General features: G+C 71.3%; 13 protein-coding genes. 3 read left to right on the top strand and 10 right to left on the bottom strand.

Annotated elements, in window-relative coordinates:
* Window positions 1-44: 44 nt before the first annotated feature.
* From BLT36_RS19040 to BLT36_RS12320, 8 genes are all read right to left on the bottom strand, one after another.
* Entirely contained in the window at window positions 45-680 is a 636-nt protein-coding gene (locus tag BLT36_RS19040; RefSeq protein ID WP_139166457.1) for a TetR/AcrR family transcriptional regulator, read from the bottom strand.
* A gap of 170 nt (window positions 681-850) precedes the next feature.
* Window positions 851-1,993, bottom strand: coding sequence for a DNA polymerase III subunit delta' (locus BLT36_RS12350; protein WP_092095489.1), 1,143 nt, complete (start codon window positions 1,991-1,993; stop codon window positions 851-853).
* Window positions 1,994-2,018: 25 nt separating this feature from the next.
* Window positions 2,019-2,654 carry a dTMP kinase gene (tmk, locus tag BLT36_RS12345; protein ID WP_092095487.1) on the bottom strand — a complete coding sequence of 212 codons (636 nt, stop codon included), beginning with the start codon at window positions 2,652-2,654 and terminating at the stop codon, window positions 2,019-2,021.
* Complete coding sequence (gene topA, locus BLT36_RS12340; protein WP_139166456.1) at window positions 2,651-5,935, bottom strand: type I DNA topoisomerase; 3,285 nt, start codon at window positions 5,933-5,935, stop codon at window positions 2,651-2,653. Before topA ends, tmk begins: the two co-directional genes overlap by 4 nt.
* Entirely contained in the window at window positions 5,932-6,237 is a 306-nt protein-coding gene (locus BLT36_RS12335) for a TadE family type IV pilus minor pilin (RefSeq protein ID WP_092095486.1), read from the bottom strand. The genes topA and BLT36_RS12335 overlap by 4 nt, the downstream gene beginning before the upstream one ends.
* Before the next feature lie 34 nt (window positions 6,238-6,271).
* The gene (locus BLT36_RS12330; RefSeq protein WP_092095484.1) at window positions 6,272-6,469 is read right to left on the bottom strand and encodes a DUF4244 domain-containing protein; all 198 of its coding nucleotides are present in this window, start codon (window positions 6,467-6,469) and stop codon (window positions 6,272-6,274) included.
* A gap of 84 nt (window positions 6,470-6,553) precedes the next feature.
* The gene (locus tag BLT36_RS12325) at window positions 6,554-7,402 is read right to left on the bottom strand and encodes a type II secretion system F family protein (RefSeq protein ID WP_139166455.1); all 849 of its coding nucleotides are present in this window, start codon (window positions 7,400-7,402) and stop codon (window positions 6,554-6,556) included.
* A complete protein-coding gene (locus BLT36_RS12320) occupies window positions 7,399-8,433 on the bottom strand; it encodes a TadA family conjugal transfer-associated ATPase (protein WP_092095481.1) in 1,035 nt (344 codons plus the stop codon). The genes BLT36_RS12325 and BLT36_RS12320 overlap by 4 nt, the downstream gene beginning before the upstream one ends.
* 652 nt (window positions 8,434-9,085) lie before the next feature.
* On the opposite strand from BLT36_RS12320, the gene acs reads away from it, so the two are divergent.
* A complete protein-coding gene (acs, locus tag BLT36_RS12315) occupies window positions 9,086-11,059 on the top strand; it encodes an acetate--CoA ligase (RefSeq protein WP_092095480.1) in 1,974 nt (657 codons plus the stop codon).
* A 79-nt stretch (window positions 11,060-11,138) separates the two neighbouring features.
* Here the strand turns inward: acs and BLT36_RS12310 are convergent, their stop codons facing one another.
* Complete coding sequence (locus BLT36_RS12310) at window positions 11,139-11,600, bottom strand: RidA family protein (protein WP_092095478.1); 462 nt, start codon at window positions 11,598-11,600, stop codon at window positions 11,139-11,141.
* Entirely contained in the window at window positions 11,597-11,755 is a 159-nt protein-coding gene (locus BLT36_RS18770; protein WP_022907077.1) for a Sp36 family protein, read from the bottom strand. The genes BLT36_RS12310 and BLT36_RS18770 overlap by 4 nt, the downstream gene beginning before the upstream one ends.
* A gap of 50 nt (window positions 11,756-11,805) precedes the next feature.
* Here BLT36_RS18770 and BLT36_RS12305 point away from each other — a divergent pair, with 50 nt between their 5' ends.
* Together BLT36_RS12305 and BLT36_RS12300 are read left to right on the top strand one after the other, a co-directional pair.
* Entirely contained in the window at window positions 11,806-14,367 is a 2,562-nt protein-coding gene (locus BLT36_RS12305) for a transglycosylase domain-containing protein (protein ID WP_092095477.1), read from the top strand.
* Window positions 14,364-15,320: a metallophosphoesterase gene (locus tag BLT36_RS12300; protein WP_092095475.1), complete on the top strand. Its 957-nt coding sequence runs from the start codon at window positions 14,364-14,366 to the stop codon at window positions 15,318-15,320. Before BLT36_RS12305 ends, BLT36_RS12300 begins: the two co-directional genes overlap by 4 nt.
* Window positions 15,321-15,395: the final 75 nt, after the last annotated feature.

Here is a 15,395-nt window from a genome sequence, read left to right as displayed (position 1 = left end):
GGACGCTCCGGAGCCGGAGCGGCACGGGTCACGACTATACAGGTTCAGACGAGCGAACGCGAAACGAGCGCGTCGAGGTCCGCGAACGACCGTTCGAGCTCGTCGACCAGGTGCGTGTCCGTGTCGGAGTCGGACCACTCCCACCACGCGTGACGGAGCGTGGCGAGTGCCACGAGGGATGCCAGTCGTGCCCGCCGACGCAGCACCTCCGGCTCGACGACCGAGCCTGACGACAGCCCCTCGAGCCGCGCCACGATCGCCCGCTCCACCTCGGCCTGGAACTCCTTCATCGACTCCATCCGCCGGCTGAACAGCTCCGGCGCCGCTCGGAGCACCTGCTGCCGCTCCTCGATGAGGCCGCGCTCCTCGATGAGCTCGCGGGTGGCGTGCACGAGGAGGGTGCCGACGTCGGCGAGGAGGTCGCCCTTCGGACCACCCGCGACGAAGGTCTCGCGTGCCGCGTCGTCCGACAGGGTCGGGTCCTCTCCGAGGATCGCGGCTTCCTTGTTCGGGAAGTAGTTGAAGAACGTCCGCGGCGACACATCCGCCCGGCGCGAGATCTCGTCGACCGTCACCGCCGGCAGGCCGTCCTCGATGGCGATGCGGAGCGCAGCCTGCTGGATCGCGAGTCGGGTGGCGCGGCGTTTCCGCTCGCGCAGGCCGGGTTCTGCGTCGGACATGCCGTGATTGTCCCACGGGAGCCCGTGCGCGTGAGCGGCGCGGCGCACGGGTCGCGACCGGTGGTCGGACTGGAGGCGCGGGGCGGCCTGGCACCGTGCCTCCAGTCCGACTCGGTCGCGTCCACCGCGCGACCCGGCTCCCCCTGAGCGCGCCGCGTCGGAACGTGCCGTCAGCGGCGAGCGCGGGCGATCGTGACGAGGAGCGCCTCGAGCGCGAGGAGCGCGGCCACGTTCGCGGCGATGCGCTGCCGTGCCAGCGCGACCGCGTCGAGGACCTCCAGCGCGGCGGCCGGGGTCACCGACTGCAGCGCACGGTCGAGGTGCTCGCGCATCGCGAGGTTCACCGGTTCCGCCGGTGCACCGAGCCCGAGGAGCAGCAGGTCGCGGTAGAGCGACGACACGTCCACGAGGATCCGGTCGAGGCCGTCACGGAGGCTCCGTGTCGCTCGGCGCTTCTGGTCCTCCTCCAGCAGCCGGAGCTGGGAGCGGAGGGCCGGCGGGATCGTCCCGCCCGGCTCGATCCCCAGGGACCGCATCGCTGCGTCGCGCTCCTCGGAGTCCTGCTGCTGCGTGATGGCCTTGGCGTCCTCGTCGGCGACGGCGAGCAGGTCGGCAGCGGCCATGACCGCGTCGCCGACGGTCTGGACGCCCAGCACCGTGGTGAGGGTCCGACGCCGCCGGTCGCGCGCATCCTCGCTGGTGGCGAGACGCTGGGCCATCCCGATGTGGCTCTGCGCCTGGCGGGCGGCGTCCATCGCGAGCGTGCGGTCGACGCCGGTCCGGGCGACGAGCAGGTCGGCGACGGACTCGATGCCGGGCACCCGGAGGCGCACCGAACGGACCCGGGAGCGGATCGTCGGCAGGAGGTCGGCCTCGCTCGGGGCGCACAGGATCCAGACGGTGCGCTCGGGCGGTTCCTCGAGCGCCTTGAGCAGGAGGTTCGAGGTGCGCTCGGTCATGCGGTCGGCGTCCTCGATGATGACGACGCGGTAGCGGCCCACCGAGGGCGAGTAGTACGACGAGGTCACGAGCTGGCGGATCTCGTCGATCGTGATGATGACCCGCTGCGTGGTGAGGACCGACACGTCGGGGTGCGTCTTCGCGGTGATCTGCTGCAGGGTGTGGTCGTCGTCCGGCCCGTGGCCGACGAGCGCCGCGGCGAAGGCCGACGCCACGTTCGACCGCCCCGACCCGGGAGGCCCGGTGATCAGCCACGAGTGCGTCATCCCACCGGTGCCGTCGGTCGACTCGGCAGCGTTCCGGAGCGATGCGACCGCTTCCTCTTGCCCGGTCAGGCCGTCCCACACGCTCACGGGCTCATCCTGCCAGCCGCCACCGTCATGCTGCGTCGATCCCGACGAGCGGGGCGACCGCCGTGCGGATCCGCTGCTGGACCGCGGCTGCCGGACCCTCGGCGTCGACCACGAGGAACCGCTCGGGTTCGGCGGCCGCCATGTCGAGGAAGGCACGGCGGACGGACTCGTGGAACGTGGCCGCTTCGGACTCGAGCCGATCGAAGGTGTCCCCGCGAGCCGCGGCGACGCGGGCGCGCCCCACCGTCACGTCGAGGTCGAGCAGGACCGTGAGGTCCGGCGTGAGACCGTCCGCTGCCCACTCGGACACCGAACGGATGTGATCGGCGCCGAGCCCACGGGCGACGCCCTGGTACGCGACGGACGAGTCGATGTAGCGGTCCTGCAGCACGACGTCCCCGCGCGCGATCGCCGGGCGAACCAGGGTCTCGACGTGGTGGGCGCGATCCGCGGCGTAGAGCAGGGCCTCGGCACGCGGCGCGACGTGACCCCGCTCGTGCAGCACGATCTCGCGGATGCGCACGCCGAGGTCGGTGCCCCCGGGTTCGCGGGTGCGGACGACGGTGCGGCCGTGCTCCTCGAGCCACGCCGTCAGGAGCTCCGCCTGCGTGGTCTTCCCCGCGCCGTCGCCACCCTCGAGCGTGATGAACCGACCGGTCACTTCTTCTTGGCCGGCGCCTTCCGCGCCGGGGCCTTCTTCTTCACCGGCCCCTTGGCACGCTTGTCCGCGATGAGCTGGACCGCACGTGCGTGGTCGACCGCCTCGATGTCCTCGCCGCGCGGGATCGTCGCGTTGGTCTCGCCGTCGGTGACGTAGGGACCGAAGCGGCCGTCCTTCATCTTGATCGGCTTGCCGGACACCGGGTCGGCGTCGAACTCCTTGAGCGCCGCGCTCGCGGCGCGGCGTCCGCCGTACTTCGGCTGCGCGAACAACTCGAGCGCACCGGGCAGGTCGACGTCGAAGATCGCGTCCTCGCTCGGGAGGGTCCGGGTGTCCGTGCCCTTCTTGAGGTAGGGCCCGTAGCGGCCGTTCTGCGCTGTGATCTCGTCGCCCGACTCGGGGTCGTTGCCGACGACCCGGGGCAGGGAGAGCAGCTTCAGGGCGGTTTCGAGGTCGACCGTCTGCGGGTCCATCGACTTGAAGAGGGACGCCGTGCGTTCCTTCGGCGCGGCCTTCTTCGTGGTCTTCTTCGCCGGGGCCTTCTTCGCCGCGGCGGTCGTGCCCGCAGCCTTCTTGGTGGCGGTGGCCGTGGCGGTGGCCGTGGCGGTTGCGGCCTCTGCGGCTGCCGGTTCTGCGCCCGCTTCGATGACCTCGCCCGTGGCGGCGTCCACCGTGGGCTCCGGCTCCGGGGTGCGCTCGGTGACGTACGGTCCGAACCGGCCGTCCTTCGCGAGGACCTCCTTGCCGGACTCCGGGTTGATGCCGACCACGCGGTCGCCGAGCACCGGGGCGTCCACGAGCTCGCGGGCCTTCTCCGTCGTGAGCTCGTCGGGAGCGAGGTCCTCGGGCACGTTCACGCGGCGGGGCTTCTCGGGGTCGTCGCTCGGGACCTCGATGTAGGGGCCGTACCGACCGATCCGCAGGGTCAGGCCGGGTGCGAGCTCGACCGAGTTGATCTCACGCGCGTCGATCTCGCCGAGGTTGTCGATGACGGTGCGGAGGCCACGCTGGTCCCCGCCGCCGAAGTAGAACTCCTTGAGCCAGTCGACGCGGTCCTCGTCACCGCTGGCGATGCGGTCGAGGTCCTCTTCCATGCCGGCGGTGAAGTCGTACTGCACCAGGTCGCCGAAGTGCTCCTCCAGCAGCCGGACGACGCTGAACGCGATCCAGTTCGGCACGAGCGCACTGCCGCGCTGGGTGACGTACCCGCGGTCCATGATCGTCGAGATGATCGCCGCGTACGTCGACGGGCGCCCGATCCCGAGCTCCTCGAGCGTCTTCACGAGGCTGGCCTCGGTGTACCGCGGCGGCGCCGAGGTGTCGTGGCCCTTGGCCTCGACGTCGGTGACAGCGAGGTGGTCGCCCTCGGTCATCTGCGGGAGCTTCGCGTCGCCGCCCTCACCGGATGCCTCGTGGCGGTCCTCGTCGCGGCCCTCTTCGTAGGCGTTGAGGAAGCCACGGAACGTGATCACGGTGCCGGAGGCGGTGAACTCCACGTCGGTGCCGGAGGCCGTCGACGGGATGCCCTCGACCGACTCGGTCGATGCGACGCCGAGCACGACGGACGCGGTGGATCCCTTCGCGTCCGCCATCTGGGAAGCGACGGTGCGCTTCCAGATGAGGTCGTAGAGGCGCCAGTCGTTGCCACGGAGCACGCCGTCCATCTCGGACGGGGTGCGGAAGGTGTCGCCGGCGGGGCGGATCGCCTCGTGCGCCTCCTGCGCGTTCTTGCTCTTGCCGGCGTAGCTGCGCGGCTTGTCCGGGATCGTCTCGGCACCGTAGAGCGAGGCCGCCTGCTTGCGGGCCGCCGTGATCGCCTGCTGCGAGAGCGAGGACGAGTCGGTTCGCATGTAGGTGATGTGGCCGTTCTCGTAGAGCGACTGCGCGACGCTCATCGTCTGACGCGCCGAGAACCGGAGCTTGCGGGCCGCTTCCTGCTGGAGCGTCGACGTGGTGAACGGCGCCGCCGGACGACGGGTGTACGGCTTCGAGTCCACGCTGCGGACGGTCGCGTCACCGGCGCGCTCGAGCACGGCGGTGAGCGCTGCGGCGGCGGCCTCGTCGAGGCGCACGATGTCGCCCTTCAGCGCACCGCGGTCGTCGAAGTCACGACCCGAGGCGACCCGGGTGCCGTGGATGCGGGCGAGACGAGCGGTGAAGGCGGTGTCGCCCTCCTTCTCGAAGCGCGCGCTGAGGTCCCAGTAGTTGGCGGACACGAACGCAAGGCGCTCGCGCTCGCGGTCGACGACGAGCCGGGTGGCGGCGGACTGCACGCGGCCGGCGGAGAGCCCGGGGCCGATCTTGCGCCAGAGCACCGGCGAGACCTCGTACCCGTAGAGACGGTCGAGGATGCGACGGGTCTCCTGCGCGTCGACGAGGGCGGTGTCGAGCTCACGGGTGGCTTCCTGCGCGCGCTGGATCGCCTCCTTCGTGATCTCGTGGAACACCATGCGCTTGACGGGCACCTTGGGCTTCAGGACCTGGAGGAGGTGCCACGCGATGGCCTCGCCCTCGCGGTCCTCATCAGTTGCGAGGTAGAGCTCATCGGCTTCCTTGAGCGCCCGCTTGAGCTCGGAGACCGTCTTCTTCTTCGCGTCGGACACGACGTAGTAGGGCTCGAAGCCGTTGTCGACGTCGACCGAGAACTTGCCGAGGGAGCCCTTCTTGAGCTCGGCCGGGAGGTTCTTGGGCTCGACGAGGTCACGGATGTGTCCGACGGACGCCTGGACCTCGTATCCGTCACCGAGGTATTGCGCGATCGTCTTGGCCTTCGCGGGGCTCTCGACGATGACGAGCTTCTTCGTGCCTGGCACGTGTCTCCTTGATCGATGGTGCTCGTCGGCCCTGGACGACGAGTGCGTCCGGGTCGACCGGGGCACCGGTGACCGGGGGCCGACAGGCACACCATACACATAGTGTTCGGGCTGGTCGTCCGCCGGACCGGCGACCGCGACTGCGCCCACGGCGAACGGTGTGCCCTCGACGACGGCCTCGACGCGGGCGGTGGCAGCGGTCGTGCGACAGGCCCCGAGGGTCGCTCGGTTGGCCGCCGCGACCGCACCGGCCACGGCGCACGGGTCCCCCGGCAAGAGCCCGACGAGCGCCGACGCCGCGGCGAGCGCGGAGGCGTCCGCCGCGCCCTGCGCGCGGACGGTCTGGACGCGGACGCCGGCGGCGGCGAGCGCCGCGGTGACGAGCACGAGGACGACCCCGACGACGGCCGTGACGAGCACCGTGGCGGACCCCTGCTCGGCGCCGCCGGCGTGCGACGAGACGATCACGTCCCACCTGCTGCGGCACACGCCGTCGCACGCAGCGGCACGAGGGCGAACGGCCCCGTCCCGTTCCGCTCGGTGTCGACGCAGACGAACTCGGTGCCGCGGCTGACGGTGACGGAGGCCCCCGGGGCGATGCCCTCGGCCGCGCTCCGGCCGGCGTCGTCGTCACCGCGCCCGATGGCCCTCGCCGCCGTGGACGCCGCCAGCTGGAGCCGCCCGAGGCCGTCGACGACGACCACCGCGGCGACGAGCGAGGTCAGCACGAGGGCGACGACGGGGAGCACGACCGCGAACTCGACGCTCACGGTCCCGCGCTCCCCGTCGATCCCCGCTCGTGCATCAGAGGGAGAGCGCGCCACGGACGAGCTCGGTGAGGATGCTCTGGACTTCGCCCGACCGCATCACGGCGACGAGGACACCGGCGAAGGCGACGGCGGCGAGGATGACGACCGCGTACTCCGCCGTCGCCGATCCCCGGTCGTCGTGCAGGCGGTGACGGAGCCAGGTGGTGATGTGGGAGGTGGGTGTGTCGTGCATGGGTGCGGTCCTTCCTGTTGCGGTTCCTCCAGGCTGGCGCGCGACGGCGCTCGATCGGGGGCCGGGTCGGGATCTGTGGACGGATCACCGCACACCCACCACGGTGGAGGAGAGGACCCCGACCACCACCGGGACCACACCGACGAGGACGAACGCCGGCAGGACGCAGACGCCGAGTGGCAGCACGAGCCGGACTGCCAGGCGCTCGGCGGCGGCGAGCCCGTCGGCTGCGGCGTCGTCACGGACGTCCTCGGCGGCGGCGCGGAGGAGTGCTGCGGCGGGCACGCCTGCCCGCTGCGCGAGCTGGAGGACCTCGCGCAGTCGTTCCTCTTCACTGTGGTCCGTGTCGACCCGGGCGCCGTCGAACGCCGCCCGCACCGCCGCACCTCCTGCCGCCCACGATCCACCGCCGGACACCGCGACCGCCCACGCGTCGAGCAGGACGCCGGGAACGCGCCCGTCCGGTGTCGCGGCGCGGACGAGCCGTCCGGTCCACGCCCGCCCGGCTGCCACCAGCACCGCAGCGACGACGGCGCACGCCCAGCCGGCCGGGGTCGTGACGAGCACCTCGACGGCCCCGGCGCCCCAGGTCGAGCCGAGCGCGAGGCCGAGCACGGGCAGCGCCAGCACCACCCGGGCACTCGCGCGCGGGCCGGCGATCGCGACGTGGACGGCACGGTCGGACGCCGCGGAACGTCGCAGGGCCGCCGCGAGGGCGCGGAGGGCGACGGCGACGGGCGCGCCGGTCCGTGCGGCGACGTGCAGCACGGCGGTGACGTCCCCGCGCGCGGGGTCGTCACCGCCGGGGAGACCACCGACCAGTTCCCACGCTCGTGGCGGCGGGACGCCGGAGGCGACGAGCGTCGCCACCCGGTCCAGCGTCCGTGCCGTCGCCGCAGCGTCGCGAGGCGCCGCACCGGGCCGCCTCGTCACCGCGACGGCTCCACCGGACGCACGTCGAGCCTCCCGTCCGCGTCGGCCCGCAGCTCCCCCACCCCACCGAGCCGACGGCGCCCGCCGTGCCGCTCGACGTGCAGCACCAGGTGGAACGCGCTCACCGCCTGGCGCGCGAGCGCCTCGGGTCCGAACCCAGCGAGCGCCCCGAGCGCCTCGAGCCGGGCGCCCACGTCCGCGATGCCGTTCGCGTGCACCGTCCCCGCTCCCCCGTCGTGGCCGGTGTTGAGCGCCGACAGCAGCTCGCGCACCTCGGCGCCGCGGCACTCCCCGACGACGAGGCGGTCCGGGCGCATCCGCAACGCCTCGCGCAGGAGCCGTGCCAGGCCGAGCGCTCCGGCACCCTCGGCGTTTGCCTGCCGCGCTTCGAGTGCGACGACGTGCGGGTGGTCGATCCGGAGCTCGGCGACGTCCTCGACGGTGACGATCCGTTCGTCGGGCGGGACGGCACCGAGCATCGCCGCGAGCAGGGTCGTCTTGCCGCTGCCGGTCGCCCCGGTGACGAGGACGTTCCGGCGCCCCTCGACCGCGCGCTCCACCACCCCGCGCGGCACCTGGGCGAAGGCGCCGAGCCGCTCGAGGGTCGCCAGGGTGGGCAGCCCGGGACTCGGCAACCGGATCGAGACGGCGGTCCCGCCGACGGAGACCGGTGCGAGCACGACGTGCACGCGGATCCCGTCACCGTGCCGGACGTCGGCGCACGGCGTGGTCTCGTCGACGTGGCGTCCGCCCTGCGCCACCAGGGTGACGGCGAGTTCGCGGACGCGTCGCTCGGGCAGGTCGGGTCCGGCGCGTTCGAGACCCTGCCCGCGATCGATCCAGGTTCCTCGTCCGCCGACGACCAGGACGTCGGTCACCGCGGCGTCGGCGACGAGCGCGGCGAGTTCCTCGAAGTCGGCAGCGTCGACGTGTCGTCGCCGCGCCGGTGGCGCGGTGCCGGGGAGGAACGGTCCGCGGGAACGGGACGGCCCGGTGAGCGGGGACGGGGTGTCGGCACGGTGGCGGCGCATGCGGCCAAACGGTACGCACGACGCACAGGTCGCAGGGCGCGCCCGCCCTGCCGGTGCACAACACCCGGCCATCACCACCAACGGACTGTTTTGTACCCCGAACTGCAATGCCGTACCCCGCTCGGTGTCGGGTGCGCCGAGTGCCACGACCGCGGCGGTACGCGGACCGTGCGCCGTTGCCGAGGACAACAGATGCATCTCCGGCGGGCGCTGCGGTCTATACGGAAGCATGGACAGGTCTGTCCACGCTTCGGCATGTCCATGCGGATCGACGCCGCTCGAGGTGCCCTGCTCGATCGGGGAGGGTCGACACCCGGTCGGGGAAAAAGAAGAGGCGGCACCGGTTGGGGGGAACAGGTGCCGCCTTGACATCGGTGGATTGGGGGGAATCCGAACCGTTGCCGCCGGAAACGAGTCCAGCGGGAACTACTGTACCCCATGATCGGCCCTCCGGGGCAACCCCCGACACGACTTCCGGGCGCGGCGCACCCGACGCGCCACTCGCAGCGTTGCCGGACACCTCCGCGATCACCACGCGAGCCCCGGACGCACCACGGTGCAGAACCCGGGACGCGCCCCGCTGCATCCGGTTCCCGCCGAGGGGTAGTCTCCGGGTGCACCACCCCGGCCGCAACGACGCGAAAGGACATCGATGTCCACTCCGACCCAGACCGATCCCCGTCACGACGGAACCCACGACGGCGCCGACGACGGACCGACCTTCGCCCCGACGCCCGAGTTCGTGGCGGACGCGGTCGCCGGCGAGGACCTCCACGAGGCCGCCTCGGCGGACCGTGAGGCGTTCTGGGCCGAGCAGTCCCGCACCCTCCTGGACTGGCGGAGCCCGTTCACGCAGACCCTCGACTGGTCCGGTGCCCCGTTCGCGGAGTGGTTCGCCGACGGCACCCTGAACGTCGCCGAGAACTGCCTCGACCGGCACGTCCGCGCCGGCAACGGCGACCGCGTCGCGATCCACTTCGAGGGCGCGCCGGGCGACACCCGCCGGATCACCTACGCCGAGCTGACGGACGAGGTCCAGCGAGCAGCCAACATGCTCACCGACCTCGGTGTCGGCCACGGCGACCGGGTCGTGGTCTACCTCCCCCTCATCCCGGAAGCCGTCGTCACGATGCTCGCCGTCGCCCGCATCGGCGCCGTGCACTCCGTCGTCTTCGGCGGGTTCAGCGCCGACAGCCTCCGCGCCCGCATCGAGGACGCCGGCGCGAAGCTCGTCGTCACGGCCGACGGTGGCTGGCGGCGTGGTGCCGTCTCGCCGCTGAAGCCCGCGGTCGACGAAGCGCTCGAGGGCGACGGCACCGACAGCGTCGAGCACGTCCTCGTCGTCAAGCGCGGCGGGAACGAGATCGCCTGGAACGACCGCGACCTCTGGTGGCACGACGAACTCGCCAAGGCCGCGCCGACCCACGAGGCCGAGGCCTTCCCCGCCGAGAACCCGTTGTTCATCCTCTACACCTCGGGCACGACCGGGAAGCCGAAGGGCATCGTCCACACCTCCGGCGGCTACCTCACCCAGGCCGCGTACACGCACAAGAACGTGTTCGACATGCACCCGGAGAAGGACGTCTACTGGTGCACCGCCGACATCGGCTGGATCACCGGGCACTCCTACGTCGTCTACGGCCCCCTCGCGAACGGCGTCACGCAGGTGCTCTACGAGGGCACGCCGGACGAGCCGAAGCCCGGCCGTTGGTGGGACCTCGTCGACGCCTACGGCGTCACGGTCCTCTACACCGCGCCGACCGCGGTCCGCGCGGCGATGAAGGCCGGCCGGCAGATCCCCGAGGCCCGCAGCCTCGAGACCCTCCGCCTGCTCGGCAGCGTCGGCGAACCGATCAACCCCGAGGCGTGGAACTGGTACCGGCAGGTCATCGGCCACGACCGCACCCCGATCGTCGACACGTGGTGGCAGACCGAGACCGGGGCGATCATGATCTCCGCCCTGCCCGGCGTCACGAAGCTCAAGCCCGGTGCCGCACAGACACCGCTGCCCGGCATCGTCGCCGAGATCGTCGACGACGACGGCCACCGGGTCGACCCCGGCGGCAGCGGCTACCTCACCATCACCGAACCCTGGCCGTCGATGGCCCGCGGTATCTGGGGCGACCCCGACCGCTTCGTCGAGACGTACTGGTCGCGCTTCCCCGGCCGCTACTTCGCCGGCGACGGGGCACGCCTCGACGGGCAGGGCGACATCTGGGTGCAGGGGCGTGTCGACGACGTCATGAACGTCTCCGGTCACCGACTGTCGACGGCGGAGATCGAGTCGGCGCTGGTCGGCCACGAGGGCGTCGCCGAAGCCGCCGTCGTCGGCGCCGCGGACGAGACGACCGGGCAGGCGGTGGTCGCGTTCGTGATCCTCACCTCCGAGGCCGCAGCGGACGTCGACCGCCAGGCCGCCGCGACGGAACTGCGCAACTGGGTCGGCACACGCATCGGTGCGATCGCGAAGCCACGGCAGGTGGTGATCGTGCCCGAGCTGCCGAAGACGCGATCGGGCAAGATCATGCGGCGTCTCCTCCGCGACGCGGCCGAGGGCCGCCGCATCGGCGACACGACCACGCTGGCCGACCCGACGATCATGGCGACCATCGCGGAACTGATGTAGTCCCGGGGACGTGAGCAGGGCCTCCAGTCCGATCCAGACTGGAGGCCCTGCTCACGTGACGCGTGTCGCCGACGGTCCGTCAGTCGGTGAGCTCCACCACCAGCTCGACCTCCACCGGCGCGTCCAGCGGGAGCACCGCGACGCCCACCGCGCTCCGCGCGTGGACGCCGGCGTCACCGAAGACATCGCCGACCAGCGTGGACGCGCCGTTCGCGACGCCGGGCTGCCCGGTGAACGCCGGATCCGAGGCGACGAAGACCGTCACCTTGACGATGCGTGCGACGCGGTCGAGCGAGCCGGCGACCGACTGCACGGCCGCCAGGGCGTTGAGCGCCGCGGTCCGCGCCTCGGCCATCGCCGTCTCGGCGTCGACCGTCTGACCGACCTTGCCGGTGACGGGCAGCGCGCCGTCGACGAACGGCAGCTGGCCGGCCGTGTAGACGTACTTCCCGGTGACGACGGCGGGGACGTAGGCGGCGACCGGGGCCGCGACCGACGGGAGCGTCAGACCGAGCTCGGCGAGCCGGTCGGCGACGCTCACGCGTCCGCCTTCGGGCGCTTCAGGTACGCGACGAGGCCGCCTTCCGGGCCGGTGACGACCTGGACCAGCTCCCAGCCCTCGTCCCCGAAGTTGTTGAGGATGGCGGTGGTGTTGTGGATGATCAACGGGGTCGTGAGGTATTCCCAGCGAGTCATGGAGATCCTTGCCAGCCTTTCAGTCGGCGGTGTCGTTTAGGCTGCATCCTATGTCTGCCCTGAAGACGTCTGCCTCGCGGACCAAGCCCGTCTCTGCAGTCGGCGCCTTCATCGGTTTCGTCGGCTTCAGCGTGCTCGCCGGTCTGCTCGTCACCATCGGCGTCACCCCGGCGATCGCAGTGGCCGGTGTGACGACGACGTCCACCATCGGCGTGTTCGAGTCCCTGCCGGAGTACATCGAGATCGGTGACCTCCCGCAGCGCAACGAGCTGTACGCGTACAAGGGCGGCAAGTCGGTGCACTTCGCCACGGTCTACGACCAGAACCGGCAGGAACTGCAGTTCGACCAGATCAGCGACCAGCTGAAGAACGCGGCGATCGACGGCGAGGACAAGCGCTTCTACGACCACGGCGGCGTCGACATGACCTCGCTCGTCCGCGCGGGCGTGGGCTCGCTCGCCGGCGGCCTGGGTGAGTCCGGCGGTGGTTCGACGCTGACGATGCAGCTCGTCCGCAACATCAAGATGAACCAGGCGCTCGAGCTCCCGACGCAGGAAGAACGCGTCAAGGCGTACAACGACGCGGTCGAGCAGACCATCCCCCGCAAGCTCGAGGAGATGAAGCTCGCGATCGGCCTCGCGAAGAAGTACACCCACAAGGAGATCCTCACCGGGTACTTGAACATCGCGTACTTCGGCGACCAGACCTACGGCGTGCAGGCCGCGGCGCAGCACTACTACAACAAGAGCGCGACCGACCTGACCCCGGCCGAGGCCGCCTCGATCCTCGCGATCGTGCAGTCCCCGAACACCCGCAACCTGTCGAACCCGAAGTACTACGACGCCAACGTCGCGCGCCGCGACGTCATCCTCAAGTCGATGTACGCGCAGAAGCACCTGACGAAGGCCGAGTACGACCAGGCCATCGCGTCGAAGCCGGCGGACTACGTGCACCTGACCCAGCCGTCGCAGGGGTGCAAGGCCTCCGTTGGCGACGGCTCGCAGTTCTTCTGCGACTACGCCGTGCAGGTCGTCAAGGAGATGTCCCAGCTCGGGGCCACGCAGAAGGAGCGCGACACCTCCTGGCGCAACGGCGGGTACAAGATCCAGACCACGCTCGACATCGACGCCAACGCCGCGCAGAAGCAGGTGCTCAACACCTACGACAACAAGGCGGAGACGAACTTCAAGCTCGGTGCCGCGCTGGATTCGGTCGAGGTGGGCACGGGTCGCGTGCTGACGATGGCGCAGAACAAGGACTACGACCAGGCGCTGCAGTCGCCCCCGACGTCGACGTCGATCAACTACAGCGTCGACAAGAAGTACGGCGGCGGCATCGGCTTCCAGGTCGGATCGACGTACAAGCTCTTCACCCTGCTCGACTGGCTGAAGGCCGGCCACGGCCTGAACGAGACCGTCAACGGCACCCCGCACAACACGGCCGTCTGGCAGCACTGCGGTGAACCGACCTACACGAACTGGGCTCCCAAGAACGACTCGGCCGGCGAGAACGGCAACTACACGGTCGCCCGCGCCACCGCCCTCTCCGTGAACGCCGCGTTCGCGTCCATGGCGGCGAAGCTCGACCTCTGCGACATCAAGCAGACGGCGGAGGACCTCGGAGTCCACTCGGGCGACGACAAGACCGAGCTGAACTCGTACCCGTCGTCGATCCTCGGCACGAACAACATCGCGCCGCTGACGATGGCCACCGCGTACGCCGGTGTCGCGAACAACGGCACGTTCTGCGAGCCCATCGCCATCGACAACGTCACGAACGCCGAGGGCAAGAGCCTCGGCGGCCAGCCGAAGGCGTGCAAGCAGGTCCTCGACCCGAGCGTCGCCCAGGCGGCGATCTACGCCATGAAGGGCACGATCTCCGGCGGCACCGCCGTGGGAGCGCAGACCCCTGACGGCACGCAGCTGTTCGGCAAGACCGGCACCACCGACGACGCCGACCAGATCTGGCTCGTCGGTGCGAGCACGCGCGTCGCCACGGCGTACTGGCAGGGCAACACCGACGGTGGGAAGAACAACCTCCGCCACTACAGCAACGGCGTGAACGGCACCTACGCGGGCGCCCGTGCCGGCGTGTGGCGTCAGGCCCAGACTCCGCTGAACGCGCTCTACCCGGCTGGGCCCTTCACGGACCCGTCGTCGCAGGCGCTGCGCGGCAACAGCAAGGCCGTCCCGGACGTGACCGGCAAGAGCGCGGCCGACGCCAAGGCCGCCCTCGCTGCCTCCGGCTTCACCTACGTGGACGGCGGGGCGCAGCCCGGCGCAGCGAAGGCCGGCACCGTCTCCTCGACCTCGCCGTCCGCCGGGTCCCTGCTGTCGAACGGGTCGAGCGTGACCGTCTACACCTCGGACGGCTCGCAGATCACGATGCCGGCCATCGCCGGCGCACCGCTCGACACGGCCCGCTCGAAGCTCAACCAGCTCGGGTTCACGAACGTCACGATCTCGAAGGACTACGTGAAGGGCGGCGGTGACAAGGAGTGCCGCGTCGCCAGTGTCGACCCGGGCGTGCACGCGGCGGCGAGCAAGGACTCCGCCGTCACGTTGACGCTCTACGGCGACAAGAACGGCAAGGCTCCCAAGGACTGCAAGTGACCCGTGGTCGCGCCGCCGCCGGGGTCCTCGCGGCCGGCGCGGCCGTGGGCGCCGCGACGGCGGCCTGGGGAACCCTCGTCGAGCGTCGACGCTTCGGCATCCGGTGGGAGACGATCCCGGTCCTCCCACCGGGATCGCGCGACGTCACCGTCCTGCACCTCTCGGACATCCACATGGCGCCGTGGCAGGCGGACAAGCAGCAGTGGCTGCGTGACCTGAGCCTCGTCGAGCCGGACTTCGTGGTGAACACCGGCGACAACCTCGGCCATCCGACGGCGAACGCTGCGGTCGAGTACGCGCTCGAGCCGTTCCGCGGCGTCCCCGGTGCCTTCGCGTACGGGTCGAACGACTTCTACGGACCAACGCCCCGGAACCCGTTCAAGTACTTCTCCGGGCCGAGCAAGGTGCACTCCGAGCGTCGTCCCGTCGAACTCGACATCGACCGGCAGACGGCGTTCTTCGAGTCCCTCGGCTGGCTCGACGTCAACGACCACGCGCACGCCATCGAACTCCGGGGGTCGCGCTTCGAACTCTTCGGTACGTCGGACGCACACCGCGGCTGGGACCGGCTCGACCTCCTGCCCACCAACGTCGACGAGATGCGCAGTGACGTGCCGTGGTCGGAGGACGAGGACGGCCCCTCCCCCGTCGCCCTCGGGATCACCCACGCCCCGTACCGCCGCGTCCTCGACGCCTTCGTCACCCAGGGCGCGGACGTCATCTTCGCCGGACACACCCACGGCGGCCAGGTGCAGGTGCCCGGCGTCGGTGCGCTCGTCACGAACTCGGACCTGCCTCGCCGGTACGTCAGCGGACTGCACAAGTGGCAGCACCGCGGGCACTGGTCGTGGCTCGAGGTCTCGGCTGGTCTCGGGACGTCGATCTACGCGCCCGTGCGCTTCTCGTGCCGGCCGGAAGCGGTCGTCGTGACACTGACCGCCCGCACGGACTGACCCCTCCGCACGACGCGCCCGGGAGTTCGCCTGATGGTCACGAGCACCCCCGATCATCGGATAGACTTGTCGGGT

It is taken from the genome of Curtobacterium sp. UNCCL20 (genome assembly GCF_900101675.1).
Lineage (GTDB): Bacteria > Actinomycetota > Actinomycetes > Actinomycetales > Microbacteriaceae > Curtobacterium.
This window is presented reverse-complemented; position numbering and strand designations above follow the sequence as displayed.